General features: G+C 41.0%; 16 protein-coding genes. 14 read left to right on the top strand and 2 right to left on the bottom strand.

What is annotated here, in order from left to right; genetic code table 11:
- The first annotated feature begins 23 nt into the window (after positions 1 to 23).
- The 14 genes from HY987_RS11600 to pdxS all read left to right on the top strand — a co-directional run bounded on the left by HY987_RS11600 (position 24) and on the right by pdxS (position 14,058).
- Positions 24 to 1,061: a 4Fe-4S binding protein gene (locus tag HY987_RS11600; protein WP_292758841.1), complete on the top strand. Its 1,038-nt coding sequence runs from the start codon at positions 24 to 26 to the stop codon at positions 1,059 to 1,061.
- A 2-nt stretch (positions 1,062 to 1,063) separates the two neighbouring features.
- Positions 1,064 to 2,437 carry a 4Fe-4S binding protein gene (locus HY987_RS11605; RefSeq protein ID WP_292758844.1) on the top strand — a complete coding sequence of 458 codons (1,374 nt, stop codon included), beginning with the start codon at positions 1,064 to 1,066 and terminating at the stop codon, positions 2,435 to 2,437.
- 141 nt (positions 2,438 to 2,578) lie between these two features.
- Entirely contained in the window at positions 2,579 to 3,604 is a 1,026-nt protein-coding gene (locus tag HY987_RS11610; RefSeq protein ID WP_292758847.1) for a hypothetical protein, read from the top strand.
- A gap of 56 nt (positions 3,605 to 3,660) precedes the next feature.
- On the top strand, positions 3,661 to 4,542 hold the full coding sequence (locus HY987_RS11615; RefSeq protein WP_292759418.1) for a formylmethanofuran--tetrahydromethanopterin N-formyltransferase: 882 nt from the start codon (positions 3,661 to 3,663) through the stop codon (positions 4,540 to 4,542).
- Between the two features lie 246 nt (positions 4,543 to 4,788).
- Complete coding sequence (locus HY987_RS11620) at positions 4,789 to 5,700, top strand: carbohydrate kinase family protein (RefSeq protein WP_292758850.1); 912 nt, start codon at positions 4,789 to 4,791, stop codon at positions 5,698 to 5,700.
- Positions 5,701 to 5,850: 150 nt separating this feature from the next.
- On the top strand, positions 5,851 to 6,603 hold the full coding sequence (locus tag HY987_RS11625) for a 4Fe-4S binding protein (RefSeq protein WP_292758854.1): 753 nt from the start codon (positions 5,851 to 5,853) through the stop codon (positions 6,601 to 6,603).
- A gap of 1 nt (position 6,604) precedes the next feature.
- Complete coding sequence (locus HY987_RS11630) at positions 6,605 to 7,240, top strand: CBS domain-containing protein (RefSeq protein ID WP_292758857.1); 636 nt, start codon at positions 6,605 to 6,607, stop codon at positions 7,238 to 7,240.
- 434 nt (positions 7,241 to 7,674) lie between these two features.
- Positions 7,675 to 8,805 carry a PLP-dependent aspartate aminotransferase family protein gene (locus tag HY987_RS11635; RefSeq protein ID WP_292758860.1) on the top strand — a complete coding sequence of 377 codons (1,131 nt, stop codon included), beginning with the start codon at positions 7,675 to 7,677 and terminating at the stop codon, positions 8,803 to 8,805.
- 192 nt (positions 8,806 to 8,997) lie between these two features.
- Positions 8,998 to 9,192, top strand: coding sequence for a MoaD/ThiS family protein (locus tag HY987_RS11640; RefSeq protein WP_292758863.1), 195 nt, complete (start codon positions 8,998 to 9,000; stop codon positions 9,190 to 9,192).
- Positions 9,193 to 9,215: 23 nt separating this feature from the next.
- Complete coding sequence (locus HY987_RS11645; RefSeq protein ID WP_292758866.1) at positions 9,216 to 9,938, top strand: HesA/MoeB/ThiF family protein; 723 nt, start codon at positions 9,216 to 9,218, stop codon at positions 9,936 to 9,938.
- Between the two features lie 52 nt (positions 9,939 to 9,990).
- Entirely contained in the window at positions 9,991 to 11,142 is a 1,152-nt protein-coding gene (gene thiI / locus HY987_RS11650; RefSeq protein ID WP_292758868.1) for a tRNA uracil 4-sulfurtransferase ThiI, read from the top strand.
- A gap of 230 nt (positions 11,143 to 11,372) precedes the next feature.
- A complete protein-coding gene (locus HY987_RS11655) occupies positions 11,373 to 12,200 on the top strand; it encodes a sulfide-dependent adenosine diphosphate thiazole synthase (protein ID WP_292758873.1) in 828 nt (275 codons plus the stop codon).
- A 248-nt stretch (positions 12,201 to 12,448) separates the two neighbouring features.
- Entirely contained in the window at positions 12,449 to 12,925 is a 477-nt protein-coding gene (locus tag HY987_RS11660) for an MOSC domain-containing protein (protein WP_292758876.1), read from the top strand.
- 251 nt (positions 12,926 to 13,176) lie between these two features.
- Positions 13,177 to 14,058 (top strand): pyridoxal 5'-phosphate synthase lyase subunit PdxS, encoded by an 882-nt coding sequence (pdxS, locus tag HY987_RS11665; protein WP_292758879.1) that lies wholly within the window; start codon positions 13,177 to 13,179, stop codon positions 14,056 to 14,058.
- 59 nt (positions 14,059 to 14,117) lie between these two features.
- On the opposite strand, the gene HY987_RS12770 is transcribed toward pdxS, so the two are convergent.
- Together HY987_RS12770 and HY987_RS11680 are read right to left on the bottom strand one after the other, a co-directional pair.
- Positions 14,118 to 15,614, bottom strand: a complete 1,497-nt coding sequence (locus HY987_RS12770; RefSeq protein ID WP_367146907.1) for a heavy metal-binding domain-containing protein — start codon at positions 15,612 to 15,614, stop codon at positions 14,118 to 14,120.
- A gap of 41 nt (positions 15,615 to 15,655) precedes the next feature.
- On the bottom strand, positions 15,656 to 15,982 hold the full coding sequence (locus HY987_RS11680; RefSeq protein WP_292758881.1) for a heavy metal-binding domain-containing protein: 327 nt from the start codon (positions 15,980 to 15,982) through the stop codon (positions 15,656 to 15,658).
- Positions 15,983 to 16,014: the final 32 nt, after the last annotated feature.

Below are 16,014 nucleotides of genomic sequence, written 5' to 3' on the forward strand. Positions count from 1 at the left end.
AATTTTAAGACAGTTGATGCATCATGTCATCGGTAATATGGTATATTTACGAGTTCGCCCGAAAATCCTGGGCTGAAAATTTTGCAGTGGCCAAAACCGACCCGGAGATAGTGGAAACACCCGACCGTTTCCGCGACTTCCCCCAAGTCTTCCCAGAAAACTGCATAGCCTGCGGTGCTTGTACTGCAGCGTGCCCCGCTCCCCAAGCCATTAAACTGATTAGAAGCGAGGACACTGCAGAGAAAGAAGGGCAAACTTATCCTGTAATCAATACCCGCGGATGTATCCGCTGCGGATTCTGTGCGGAGGTTTGTCCCACTGACCCTAAAACACTTACTTGCGGTGAAAACCATCTAATAAGAGAAGAATTCACCATTCTTCCCGCTGAAATAATGTACGTAATCGATGATTACCTCTGCATTCGCTGCAAAAAATGCATGAATGCCTGCCCAGTTTACGGAGCTATTTACGAAGAGAATAACAAGATCATCGTTGATCAGTCCGTGTGTATTAGCTGTGGAGAATGTTTGAAGAGTTGCCCGGTTAAAGGTGCAGTTAAAGGTATCTACATCTCCAATGTTCAGGAACAAAAGAACATCATCAATCTTATTGTTAACACCTTAGAAGAACGTATCGAGGCTGAAAGAGACAATATAACTCATTTATCTGACACTGAAGTCTTTAATATAGATTATCCCATTGCGGACCTGGTGACGGGGGCCCGATCTATACTGACCAATGATGACCTGATTCTGGATACCTTCCAGAAAATCACCGACCGGCTGAAGTTACGTATCGTGACCTGGGACGAGGAAAAATGCAAAAAATGTCATTTATGTGTTGATGAATGCCCATCTGGGGCCATAAGCTATGATGAAGCAGAAGATGTGATCAAACGGGATACCAAAAAGTGTCTCCGCTGTAGCACCTGTTACCAGACCTGTCCCTTTGGAGTGGCAGGCTACTTTGTAGCCAGGTTCCTCCTGGATCCACCTTCCCTGGAAGAGGGAGTTATCCATATCACAATTAAGGCATCGCAGTTACCTGTAGGAGCTGATTAAAAATGCCCACTACAACGGATAAAATCAGGAAATCAGATAAACTTAAAAAAATTTACAAACCACTTCGTGATGTGGAAGTGGAGTACGATATAAACCATGATAAATGTGCCCTCTGCACCGAGAAGCCCTGTCTAAATGTCTGTCCAGTAGATGCTGTACATAAAAATCTCACAGATGACCACATTGAAATTGATGATAATTGCTTTGGATGTGTCCTGTGCAGGAATGCCTGCCCCTACGATGCCATCCATATGGAAACAACCCTCTCTAAACCCCTTAGAGAGAATGTTCCTAACATAAACACCAAGCTCTGCCGACAATGCGGAGCATGCGTGGACGCCTGCCGTATGGGGGCCATTCACCTTGTTTCTTCCGGTACCGAGGAAGCCCATAGTGTTATTGATGAAGATAAATGTGTGCGCTGTGGTTACTGTTCCAGGGTGTGTCCCACTGAAGCCATAAAGTATGGTGAGATCCTACCACGTTCAGTGGTGGGTGGGAAGGCTATTGTGGTCAACCAGAAAAAATGTATTGGCTGCATGACCTGCACCCGTGTATGTCCTTCCAAGGGTGCCATTAACGTGGATAAAATGAGCAAACTACCCTATATCAACCCATCATACTGTGCTCGGTGTGAAGAGTGCATGAATGTTTGTCCATCAACAGCTATCAGGTATTCATCCCGTAAGAGAGCTTATGAAGGTTATCAGAAGATAAAAACTATGGAAATCGTTTCTGAGCTCATGGAAAAGGAAAGCGAGAAACTTGCCCGTGAAACTGTTAAGATTGACTCCATCCTCAATAAGGTCACCCGTGAGGTAAGTCACAGCCACAGTGAAGATGAATTCACCCAGGATGTCACTGAACGGGTTACAGATGAAATCAAAGCACTGGTTGGGGGAGACCTTGAAATTGAAGATCTTAAAGAGATCATACAGGCAACCAACCCCCACAGGGAGATAATGGTAGATGAAGATACATGTATTGGTTGTGGCGCCTGTATAAAAGAGTGTCCTGTTGATTGCATAGAACTGGAAATGCCCTCACCAGTACATATCGAGGACGGATGTGTTTACTGCGGTAAATGTGTTGAAACCTGCCCATTCCAATCCATATCACTCAAGGAAGAATCCTTCCAGGTGGAAGATGGTCGTGTTCTCTTCAAAAGACGTGACATCACGGGGACCTCATCTGGAGAAGTCCTTATTGATAATACTGCCTGTCAAAGGTGTGGAGTGTGTGTTAATAAGTGTCCAGTTGATGCCATGACCCTGGAAAATGACCAGGTGATTGTTGATGAGGATAAATGCATCTTCTGCGGTGAATGCCAGTCAATTTGTCCCACCAGGGCCGTGAAACTGGATCATGCGGATTAAACTCAGTAAATATCTTTAATTTCAGATTAGGGGGTTTATTATCCCCCTATGATCTCAACCTCAATCTTTAATAAAATAATTTTTAAGCATGTTATTGAAAAACATGTAATTGATTTTAAACGTCCACAGGAGGATGTAGATTTGTTAGGTAAGAAATTCTTTGTTTCTGATTGTGAAGGACCCATCTCAGTTAATGACAATGCCTTTGAACTGGCAGGTCATTTCATTGAAGATGGGGAAAAATTCTTCCAGATAGTCAGCCATTATGATGATATTTTGGTAGATGAAATAAAAAGACCAGGTTATAACGCGGGGAGTACTTTAAAACTCATATTGCCTTTTCTGAAGGCATACGGCGCTACTAATCTGAATATGAGGGAGTTTTCATCACGTAATGTTCTTCTCATACCTGGAGCCAGGGCCACCCTGGGATTGCTGCAATTTATCATGCCATCATACATTGTCAGCACCAGTTACGAACCCTACATCCAGGCACTCTGTGATTTAACCAATTTTTCGTTTAATCAGTGTTACTGTACCCGTCTGGATCTGGATAGTCACCCCCTGAGTGAGCAGGAAGGGAAGAAGCTTAAAGAATTCCGTTCATCCATTGTTTCTGACCCTGAATTTGATAACTTGGAACGTATATTCTGGGAAGACATCCCAGGGATGGAAATTGGTTCACTCATTGAAGAAGTTAAACCGGTAGGTGGTGAAGCCAAGAAGGAAGCAGTTCTGGATATTATGGCCAAGAACGGTTTCCAGGCCCAGGATCTGATGTACGTGGGGGACAGTATAACCGATGTAGAACCACTTCATTTTGCTAAAGAAAATGAAGGAATCGCATTATCATTTAACGGGAATGAATTCGCACTGGATAATGCATCCATTGCAGTTATCTCTGATAACACCGTAATCACATCCATAATTGCTGATCTGTTCAATAGATATAACAGAAACGTTGTTCTTGAATTTGCTGCGTCATTTGAAAAGGACCCTGAGAAGGCAGTTAAAAATCATCCAGTTAACCCCCAGCTGGCTTTTAAACTGGCTGAAACCAACACCAAACTAGAAATCATCACCGAAGATAATCTGGAAGAGTTAAAGAAAGATAGCTGTAAGTTCCGTAAAGAAGTTAGGGGAGAATCAATCGGAGGACTGGGTTAATGACCATCGGAAATGAAAAATTCCATGGAAACGGAAATGATGATTTTTCTGAAAAAATGGATAAAATTGAGGACACCTATGCCGAGGCCTTCAATGGCATATGCTGTCGGGTGATGGTCACTGCCGATGATGAAGAGACCCTCCATAGAGCAGCCTACGATGCCACCAGCACCCCAGGAACAGTTATAGGGCGAGTGGAGGGGGGAATTGAGGGCTGGTTAAATGAAGATGAGACTCCTGACCAGAGGAAAGGAGCAATCCTCCAGTTCTGGTACAACACCACTGATATTGAAAAGTTCCAGGTGGAATTATCATACCGCATAAGGCAGGACATTCTGGTAAAACCCTTCACCTCTGTGTTTGATGCATCCATCAATCCCACCGGTTATATTGACACCATGAAATATGTTGGTCACTGTGGTGATGGATACGAATGGGAAGAAGAACTATACGGTCGGCACATGATTGTGGTACCCATAGCCATACCCGACTTTCTCATTGAACGCAAATTAGGATACATGGAGGGAATCATGGGAGCCAACTTCTGGTACTACTCCCAGAGTAAGAAAGCAGTACTCGAAGGAGGTAGAGCGGCTTTAAAGGCTATTGAACACGTGGGCGGAGTGATAACTCCCTTTGATATCTGTTCAGCAGCCTCTAAACCCGAAACCAACTACCCCTGGATTGGACCCACCACCAACCACCCCTACTGCCCCACCCTTCAGAACATACTTGGAGCTGAATCTCAGGTACCAGTAGGTGTTAATTACATCCCTGAAATAGTTTTAAACGGCCTCACCCTCAAATCCCTTAAAAAAGCCATGAAAACAGGAATTGAGGTTTTACTGGATTACAATGATGTTCTGGGAATATCAGCTGGTAATTATGGTGGGAAACTGGGAGACCACCAGATACATTTGAAAGATTTATTCCCATAAAAGTGAAGATTAAATGATTAATTTAGAATAAGAAGATTAGAGTAGGGATTAAATTAGAGTACAGATTAATTAGTAGATGATAGGTAATAATTTATAGATTCAACATCAAAATTCATATAAAAAAATAGAGAATAATCAGATGATTAACCCTAAATAGAAGGTTACATTTGGTGAACTTGATAACAACTAAACAAGATAAAAAATTGATCAACTGGATGTGATGTTATTTCCCTGATACTGGACGCTGTGGGATTCGGAGCACTGAACCTGGACAGACTCTACTGGGTTAATAAAATAGCTGGAAAAGACGAAGAAGCCTATGTTACCAACGTACATGAAAGCTGCGGGGGCTCGGCAGCCAACACCATCATTGGACTAACCAGACTGGGACTATCAACTGGTTTTTTAGGAAAAGTGGCCCGTGACCGGCAGGGACAGTTACTCCTGGAAAACCTTGAAAAGGAAGGTGTTGACACCGGGGGAGTTATAAAAAATTCCCCAGGTCGCAGTGGTACTGTACAGGGATTTGTGGATCCTAACGCTCAACGAGCGTTATATGTTGATCCGGGAGTAAATGATGAAATCACATCTTCCGAGATCAACCAGGAATACTTGGCAAATACACGACTTATACACCTCACATCATTTGTAGGCAAATCCATCCAGGTACAGGAAGAACTGTTAGATTCAATTCCAGATAGTGTAACCGTAAGCATGGACCCCGGGATGATCTATGCAACAAAAGGCATCAAAGGCCTGGAAAAGTTACTGGGAAGAACTGATATCTTACTTTTAAATCAAAAAGAACTGGAACTTTTAATACCACACCAGAATAAGGAGAATGATAAAATGAAAGCCCTTCTTGATTTTGGACTGGAAATACTGGTAATTAAAAAGGGTGAACAGGGGTGCATAGTTACCGATGGTGATGAATCCCATCTCATGGGGGCTTTTAATGTTGACTGTCAGGACACAACCGGTGCAGGGGATGCGTTTAACTCAGGATTCCTCTACGGATATTTAAGGGGTAAAAGTATCAAAAGATCAGCCAATATGGGAAACTACGTTGCATCTTACTGTGTGAAAATGCCCGGTGCCATCAGCGGTCTTCCATTCTTATCTCAAATAATATCCAAGTATCCGGATAAAATGCGGTGATTTCATAAATCATAAACTGTAATTGAATACTTTGACTTAAATTTAAGATATAACTAAATTGTAGGTTATTATAAAATATTATAAATCAGGGACTGAAAATAAACTAACAATAAAATATCCAGGGTTAGTGAATTACATGATGGTGTTAAGATGGATGTAACATTCAAAAAGAAGAAAGAAGTACTGGAGGGAGAGGTAGCCCTTAAATCCAGGGACCTGGAAGATAGTCAGGAAGGATTTAAAGGAGAAATTGAGGATTGCACCTTTGAGGATAAATTCATAACAATCTCCCCCGAGTGTGTCCGGTGCAATTTATGCGTGGAGGAATGTCCGGTTAATGCTATCAGTGACTCCACATCATCACGACCCGCCAGAATCATGGACAACTGTGTGAAATGTGAAATCTGCGCCCAGACTTGCCCTGTGAAATGTGTACATGTTGTTGAAAGCACATCAAATGTTCAGGACGATGTTAAATTTCATCTGAAGGATGTCAAGGTACCACATCGTAATTTACGCATGGAATCAATTCACGTGGATCCTGATAAATGCGATTCATGTGCTACATGTGTCAAATTCTGCCCCACTGGAGCCATCACTGCCCGTGAGGGTGAAGTAGCCCAGGTTGACCCTGATGCCTGTGTGGGTTGCGGTGCCTGTGTTAATGTCTGCCCCCAAGGGTCCATTGATCTTGTAAGAGAACTGGGACCTGTGATAAAAACAAAAGAGCTCATGGTGGATGAGGACACTTGTGTTCAGTGCCAGGTCTGTGAAGAAAACTGTCCAGTTGATGCCATTAAGATTGATGGCGACAGGGTGGTCTTAGACCAGGAAAAATGTATTTTATGTGAAGTTTGTTCTACAAAATGCCCGGTAGGGGCTTTAAAACTGGAGATGGTTTAAGATGTTAGTTAAGGAAATGATGGACAAGGATTTTATTGTAGTATCCCCTGATGAGGACCTGGTGGAAGTTTCGATTTTAATGGAAAATAAACGGAAATTCACCACTCCTGTAGTTGACGATCAAAAAAGGCTCATTGGATGGATCACCTCCCTGGATGTGACCAGAGGATTCAGGGAAGGTCTGAAAAAGGTTAAAGATGTAATGTATGTTAAGGAAGATGTTGTTCTTGTAAATCAGAATGACCCTGCACGTTTAGCTGTCCTGGAAGCATCCCAGCACAGGGTAGTTGCCATACCAGTTGTAAATGATGATGATGTGGTAGTGGGTGTGGTCCGTACCTTTGATATTGTGAAAACTCTTTCCAGTCTTTATGAGATTAAAGTTTACAAGATCTTCGAGGCCATGGATAATGAACTCAAAGGAGTTACCTGGGATGAACTTATGGAAGCATCAGCCATTGTCACCCGGCGCAGGACAGGTAAACGAGTCACTGCCCAGGACTACGAGAAAAGGATCAGAGAATCCACCTTTGGTGAGGCCATATGGGCCACTGGAGGATTGGAAAAATTCTTCGTGGGACTTATTGCCATTGGTGAACTGGTCATCGCCCGGAAAGTGGCTCAGGCACGGAAATAATTCTTTTTATTTCCCCTATAATTCTTTTTTAAATTTTTTTAAGCCTTTTTTTAAAAAATCATCATTCGAAATACTTTCTTTAGGTAATAGGGAATCTTTTATAAAATAAGGAATTAATCCCTTAATATTTTCTCCTTTGGAATTATTTTTGTGTAATCCTAATTTTTATGTTAAAACCTATTTTTCAAAAAAACGTGGCATCACCCCGATTCTATTCATCAGATCTTTTTGAATATTCTCCCAAGTTAAAAACAGTCTTTTTTTTTACCGCAACCTATATAAGATATAACAATTGTTATATAACTATCGTTATGTTAATTAGAGTTACACCCCCACCTCATAGTTAAGGAGAATGCCTAAAATTCAACCTAATAATATTTCAATCTATTAAAAAAACAAAAATTAGCACATGAATAGTTGAAGGAGAAGAAATAATGAGATTTAATACAAAATCAATACATTCCGGCAGAAGACCGGACAAATCTACTGGGGCAATATCAACCCCCATATGTCAAACCTCAACCTTTGTATTTGATGGATACCAAAAGCCCAAAGAACATGACTACACCCGAACCAGCAACCCCACCCGAAACGTGCTTGAAGACACCATAGCCGCTCTTGAAGGTGGAAACCAGGGATTCGCATTTTCCAGTGGGATGTCAGCTGTTGCTACGGCCATACACCTTTTAAGTGCAGGTGATCATGTGATTAGCTGTGATGATCTCTACGGAGGTTCACACAGACTGTTTGAACAGATAATGACCCGTTTTGGAATTGAATTTACTTTCACACGACTTAATGATGAAGAAAAGATCCAGGATGCTCTTAAACCCAACACCAAGATGATATGGGTAGAAACACCTTCCAATCCCCTCCTGAACATCACTGACCTGGAACTGGTTTCTAGAATTGCACATGAAAACCAGCTACTCACTGTTGCCGACAACACCTTCGCCAGCCCATATTTCCTGAAACCAATAGATTTTGGTATTGACCTGGTGCTTCATTCCACCACCAAGTACCTTAACGGGCACAGTGATGTGATTGGTGGGGCTATTGTAACTACCACTGAAAAACTGGCCGAAGATGTGCACTTCCTCCTCAATGGAATGGGGACTAACGCCGCACCCTTCGATTCATGGTTGGTTCTCCGTGGCATAAAAACACTGCCCCTGAGGATGGAAAGACATGCCAGTAATGCCCTTACCATAGCCGAGTACTTGGAGGATCATCCTCAGGTTAAAGAGGTTTACTACCCGGGTTTAACTAACCATCCTGGCCATGAAATAGCCAGGAAACAGATGACTGGATACGGAGGAGTGGTTTCATTTAAACTCAAGTCAGATGTCGGAACATTCCTCCACAGTCTGGAATTATTCTCCCTGGCGGAATCCCTGGGAGGAGCTGATTCCCTGGTGGAACATGCTGCAACCATGAGCCATGCATCAATGACCCCTGAAGCCCGGAAAAACGCTGGGATAACCGATGACCTAATACGTCTATCAGTGGGTCTGGAAGATGTGGATGATCTGATTGAAGACCTGGATCAGGGCTTCAAAGCATAAAAAAGTGCTTCAAATACAACAAAAATATGATATTCAATTTGAGAAAAATAAAAAAAAGATTTAGAGGTGTTTAAAATGTAGCATGAGTTAAATAATATCCTATGATTAGTGATGGAATTAATTAAAAAAATTGATCAAAATCAATGGTTAATCCATTTATAATAAACGGCCAAATAATTGGCCGGTGATTAAATGAAAATAAACATTAAGGACCAAAAGACAAAAGAATTAGAAATTAGCTCATCTTCGGTTAAAGAGATTCTGGAAGAGCTTGAAATAAATTCACTAGAAGTAGTGGTTAAAAAGGATGATGCCCTTATCCATGAAGACCATCTCTTAACCAATGATGATGAGATAACCGTGATTAAAGTAGTGTTCGGCGGTTAAAAAAAAATAAGTGAGGATATAATATGCTTACAGAAGATGAAATTAAACGATACGCACGTCAAACCCTGATATTTGGCGAAGAAGGACAGGAAAAACTTAAAAATTCAAAGGTATTTATTGCTGGAGCAGGAGGATTAGGGTCCCCCATATCAGTATATCTAGCAGTGGCCGGAGTGGGAAACATAACCATAACAGACCATGATGTTGTGGAGTTAAGCAACCTCAACCGGCAGATATTACATGGAGACGCAGATATTAACCGAAAAAAAACTGAATCAGCTAAAGAAACCCTTATCGCGTTAAACTCGGATATAAACGTCAATATCATTTCGGAGACTATTACTGATGAGAATGTGATTGACCTCGTTGGGGACTCAGACTTGATAATTGATGCTATGGACAACTTTAACACCAGACATACCCTTAACAGGGCAAGTAACCAACTGGGAATTCCCTATTTCCACGGAGCGGTCACTGGATTTGATGGTCAAGCCACCACCATAATTCCGGGTAAAACAGCATGTTTAAACTGCATATTCCCGAAAAGCCCACCCAAAGCAGTTTTTCCAATTATAGGTGTAACAGCCGGATTTATAGGAGTAGTACAGGCTATAGAAGTAGTGAAATACATTACTGGAGAGGGAGAATTACTGGAAAACGAGATATTCCTATGGGATGGTCTCAAGTCAAAAGTAGAAAAAGTTAAAACTAATAAAAGGCCAGATTGTGAAGTATGTGGCCAATAGGTTTACAGAACCTATACTACTATATTTTTTTAATTTTTAGGAGTTTTTCAAGATGCTGGAGAAATTAATAATAGTTCGTTACGGGGAAATTGGGGTTAAAAGCCCGAAAGTCAGAGGAAGATTCGAGAGAAAGCTCATAGCAAATATTAAAACGGTTATTAATGATCGTGTAGATATAAAACAGGGCAGAATCTTCATTTATCCTCAAGATCTAAATAAAACCCTTAAATCCCTCCAAAAAATTGTGGGAATAGTTTCATACAGCCCAGCAACTGTCACTCACACTGACAAGATTTCAATTAAAGAGTTGATTGAAATCTACATCAACGAACTGGTAAATGAAGGATCCTTCTCATCAAGTGACTCATTTGCAGTTAGATGTAGAAGAGTGGGAAAACATGACTTCTCCAGTCAGGAAATGGCTGCATACGCAGGTTCTGTGGTGTACGGAGTAACAAAATCCAAGGTTGATCTTTCAAATCCCGATTTCGAATTATTTGTTGAGGTACGGGATGATAAGACCTACATATTCCATGAAAAGATACAGGGACTTGGAGGCTTACCCCTTGGGACACAGGGAAAGGTTATAGCACTGGTATCAGGAGGGATAGACTCGCCGGTTGCCACGTTTTTAATGATGAAACGTGGTTGTAGTGTTACCATTGTCAACTTCAACAATCATCCATTCACCTCTGGATCCAGTGAAAAAATCCTGAAAATGCATGAGAAATTAAAAGAATACTCTGCAGGTTCAAAACTGAAACTTTACCAAGTTGATTATGGAGAGTACCTCCAGAAGTGTAAGGATGAAGCTCCTGAAAGGATGACTTGTGTGCTGTGTAAAAGTGGGATGTACCAAATTGCCGAAAAAATTGCCGAAAAGGAGAAAGCCTTGGCCATTGTTGATGGAAGCAGTTTAGGTCAAGTAGCATCACAAACCCTGCCAAATATTCTGGCCACACGTTACTCAACTTCATTACCCGTGCTAAGTCCCCTTATAGGGATGGATAAGGTGGAGATTGAAAATATCGGTAAAAAAATTGGTACCTTCGATATATCCATACTCCCTGATAGTGGCTGTTCTGCTGCGCCAAGGCATCCTGAAACTAATGCGGAATTACCACTGGTTTTGGAGACACTGAAAAAAATTGACGCTTTAGATGAATTTGACAAAGTCATTAAGGGTATTAAATTACTTAAATAGGTTTAAAACTATTTAATAATATTTTAAATATTACCCAAATATATTTTTTATATCAAATTTAATTCCCACAGATTTTAATGGTTTAATATTTTTTTATTTATTTTCCAAACACTGGGCGCAATTTTTATATGTAACTATAGTTATATAACAATTGTTAAAGAAGGGTTTTATAGAAGTTCCCACTCTCGTAGGGAGTTTTAAAGGTGAAAATTAAACCAGGAGGAAACTAAATGGAAATATTTTCAAAAGTTTCAGAAAAGGATGTAACCAAAGCAATTGTATCTGAATTTGCAGAAGAATTTATTGATTATATTGAAAGTGATGTTATCATCATAGGAGCTGGTCCAAGTGGTCTTATAGCTGCACGTAGGCTTGCCCAGCAGGGTGTGAAAACTCTCATAATCGAAAGTAACAACTATCTGGGAGGCGGGTTCTGGATTGGAGGGTACCTCATGAACAAATTAACCGTCCGAGAACCGGGAGAGCGAATCTTAGATGAGATTGGAGTTCCCTATAAAAAGGTTCAGGATGGTTTGTTTGTTGCAGACGGTCCCCATGCCTGTTCCAAGCTCATTGCCAGTGCACTTGATGCGGGTGCCAAAGTGATTAACATGACCAAATTCGATGACGTGGTTATCAGAGATGGTAAAGTGGCGGGAGTGGTTATAAACTGGACACCAGTGTCTGCTCTGCCACGGGCAATTACCTGTGTTGATCCAGTGGCCCTGGAGTCAAAGATAGTTATCGATGCCACCGGACACGATGCAGTGGTTGTTAAATCCTTGGAAAAGAGAGGAATGGTGGATATTGAAGGTTTCCAGGGAATGTGGGTGGAAAAATCAGAAGATGCCATTGTGGAGAACACCAAAGAAGTCTACCCCGGATTACTGGTTACTGGTATGGCTGTGGCCACTACCTACGGAAGCCCCCGTATGGGACCCACTTTTGGAGGAATGCTCCTCTCCGGTGAAAAGGTGGCAGAAGTAGCAATAAAAAATTTAAAATCCAACATAAAACTCTCCGAACAGGAAAAAGGTGATGTTAAAGGATCTAAATAATTTAAAATCCAAATAAATTATAAATAATTATTGGTGATCCTAGAGTGATCTGAAACTAGAGTGATCTGAAACTAGAGTGATCTGAAACTAAAGTGATCTGAAACTAGAGTGATCTGAAACTAAAGTGATCAGAAAGTATAAGTGATCTTAAATCTTAAAAAAGGCTTGAATGGATAGATAAACGTCCATCATCCATTTTTTAGAGATAAATTATTGAATGCAATAAAATCTTAAATTACAGTGATCCTATGATAGAATTTACATCCAGTGAAATAGTAACCGGTTCTGAATCAGGGGAGATAATTGCAGTATGTACCAGTCCTCAGAAGCAAACTCGAAAGACTGACGTTGGGGAGTGTGTGGTTAAAGAAAACCACGGACTGGTGGGTGATGCCCACAGTAACCCCGAAACCCACCGACAGGTAAGTCTCCTGGCACAGGAGAGCATTGATAAGATGCGAGATCTGGGACTGGATGTGCATCCAGGGGATTTTGCCGAGAACATTACCACCACCGGAATCGAACTCGTCTTGCTTCCCATAGGCAGCAGGATCCAAGTGGGTGATGAAACCGTCTTGGAAGTTACCCAGATAGGTAAAGAATGCCACAACCGCTGTGCTATTTACCAGCAGGCCGGGGACTGTATAATGCCCAGGGAAGGTATCTTCGCCCGGGCAATCACTGGAGGGAAGGTTAAAACTGGAGATAAAATTAGGATTCTTTGATTACTCACTAAAGACCTACTGAATATGAAGGCCCTAATAATCCTATTTATCCTATTTTTTAATTTATTAATAGCTCTTTTAAAGCCCTGCGGGCTTAAATAATAATAAACTTCATATTAAACTGAAACAGATGATATTATTATTAATTAAGATATAATATTTAATTAATGGACTGATTGATTAATAAAACATGATTTTCATGAGAATAAATGAGTTAAAAGGAGAATAAATAAGTTAAAAGGAGAAATAAAATGTTACATGGAACTGAAGTACTGAAGAAGGGTTTCGCTAAAATGACTAAAGGCGGAGTGATTATGGATGTTGTTAACGCTGAACAGGCTGCTATTGCTGAAGAAGCTGGTGCAGTGTCAGTTATGGCACTGGAAAAAGTCCCTGCAGATATAAGGGCTGCCGGTGGAGTGGCCAGAATGGCAGATCCTTCCAAGATCCTGGAGATCATCGATGCAGTGAGCATACCGGTCATGGCCAAAGCAAGAATAGGCCACTTTGTGGAAGCACAGGTCCTGGAAACACTGGGCGCGGACATGATCGACGAGAGCGAAGTCCTCACCCCTGCCGATGAAAAATACCATATAGATAAAAAACAATTCACCATACCATTCGTATGCGGAGCACGGAACCTGGGTGAAGCACTCCGGAGGATTGATGAAGGTGCAGCCATGATCAGGACCAAAGGAGAAGCAGGTACCGGTAACGTGGTGGAAGCTGTGAGGCACATGCGCGTGATTCAGGGAACCATACGTGAACTCAAGGACAAAACCGAAGAAGAATTGTGGAGTGTGGCCAGGGAGCAGGAAGCATCATTAGAACTTATTAAAGAAACCCAGAAACAGGGTAGATTACCTGTAGTTAACTTCGCAGCCGGTGGTATTGCCACACCAGCCGATGCAGCCCTCATGATGCAGCTTGGAGCAGATGGAGTATTTGTGGGCAGTGGAATTTTCAAATCAGAAAAACCAGAACTGGTGGCCAATGCCATTGTGGAAGCTACTCATAACTACAAAAACGCTGAAGTTATTGCCAAAGTCAGCCGGGACCTGGGAAGTGCCATGCCTGGGCTGGAAATAAGTGAAATACCTGAAAATAAACGGTTACAGGAGAGGGGTTGGTAATTAAACCCCCCTGAATTTTTTTAGACTTATTAATATTCTTCGAGTATTTACCATCCAATTTATATTGTTGATTGGTTCTCTGTTTTCACCAGTATTTTGTCCCCAATAGCGATTACCATGTCCTGAGGAATTCTAACATCATTTTTAGAACTTCCAAGACCTTCTAAGAATCCTCCTCCCCCAACTATGAATGCTTCCAGGGTTTTGGTTTCGAAGTTTACTTCCACATCTCTTACTTTACCAATTACAAGTGCATTGACATCTACAACTTCTTTCCCAACAATTTCTTCTTTTATTTTCATAGCAATCCTCCTCGCATACTCAGATTTATTAACTAATTTTGTAATATTCTCTCTTGGATTGATTTTTCTGTTAGTGTATTCTCTCTCGTGAGACTTGCCAATATCTTCCAAATCCTCCAATACATTTAGAAATCTTTTTTCAAGCTCCTCTCCGAACTCATCTCTCGTGGAAAGTTCAAAATCACTTATTAGCTGATGACTTTGTTCATCCTGTAATAGGTCAGTTTCACTGGATAAATCATCAGTGCTCGCTGTATGATTTATATATCCATTTATTTGTTCATCCTTTTTTGTGATACTTTCACCACCACCTGAAACGTTTTCATTAACTTTATAAACTATTTCTTCACCCAATAGGGGTACAGAATTTTCAGACAGCTTTTCTCCATCTTCTGATATTTTTTCCATAACCCGTCCATCTTCAACTATAACCGCAGTCCCGGTGGCTGTTACTATGGTTACGCTACCTTGTAACCCACCCATGGAAACATAGTCAATTAAAACTTCTACCACTGCATTTGCTCCCATTAGCTCCGCATTTTCGAGCATGCAGGATATGGCGCCCTTTCGGGCCTCTCCTAGATTCATATCCTCCAGTTGAGCGGGTTCGATCATCTTTAAAATTTTTAATAACCGTTTTTCAGGTTCTTTTTCTTGTGTTATTGATTCTCCAACAACTAAACCAATATAACTCTTTATTTTTTCCCCATTTACATCAGGAATAGATACCAGGGGCACGGTTAGTTCATCCAAGAAAATTTCATCAGCTTGCCTGTCAATCTCCTTTCCTTCTGTTTCAAGCGGTTTTAGGATCATTTCAGAGGGAGTTCTCACCAATATTCTAATAATCCGGGTGAATATACCGGGAACTAATACGAAGAGAATATGGTTGACGAAAATAGGAAATGCAGCTTGAATTGTCAATATTATTGCAATGATAGTGATTAAACTCAGGGTTACCGGTTCTTTGGGAAATATCAAGCCCGGTCCGAACCATCCATAACCATTGATTAATAGAAATGTGAAAAGAGCACTGATGGCACCGGTACTCTTACCATATTTTTTACGGGCTATGGTGGTTTCAACAATTCCTGCAAGTAATGGGGATACAATATACATGATATTGAATCCAAAAATAATCAAATTCCATGCTATGCAGATAATAGCTGAAATGAAACCTAATGTGGTTCCTAAGAGTATAGCTAGTAGTGCCCAGCGTTTTTCTATAAAGAAATTTTTATTGGAAGTTGGCAAAACAGGTCACCTTTAAGGCTTTTAAGTTGTTCATAAATCATTTATTCCTGGAAAGAAACTGCAGTTCCCACCACTGTGACCATTATGGTGTTTCCCATGGTACCTCCCAGGTTATGGTATGCCACACGAGTCCCTATGATTGCATTAGCACCTTTTTCTTGAGCTTTTTCTTCCATACTCTTAAGTGCCAGGTTTCTTGCTGTTGTGAGTTCTTCTTCATATTTAGATGTTCTTCCACCCACCACATCTCTAACTCCAGAGAACAGATCTTTATATAAATTTGCTCCCAAAAGAGCATCTCCAGTTACTAAACCATAATATTCATTTATTTTTTTCCCTTCAATAGTTGGTGATGTTAAGATCAACATTTTAAAACACCCCTTATTTTTTTATAAGTCCC

The organism is Methanobacterium sp. (assembly GCF_016217785.1).
Taxonomy (GTDB): domain Archaea; phylum Methanobacteriota; class Methanobacteria; order Methanobacteriales; family Methanobacteriaceae; genus Methanobacterium.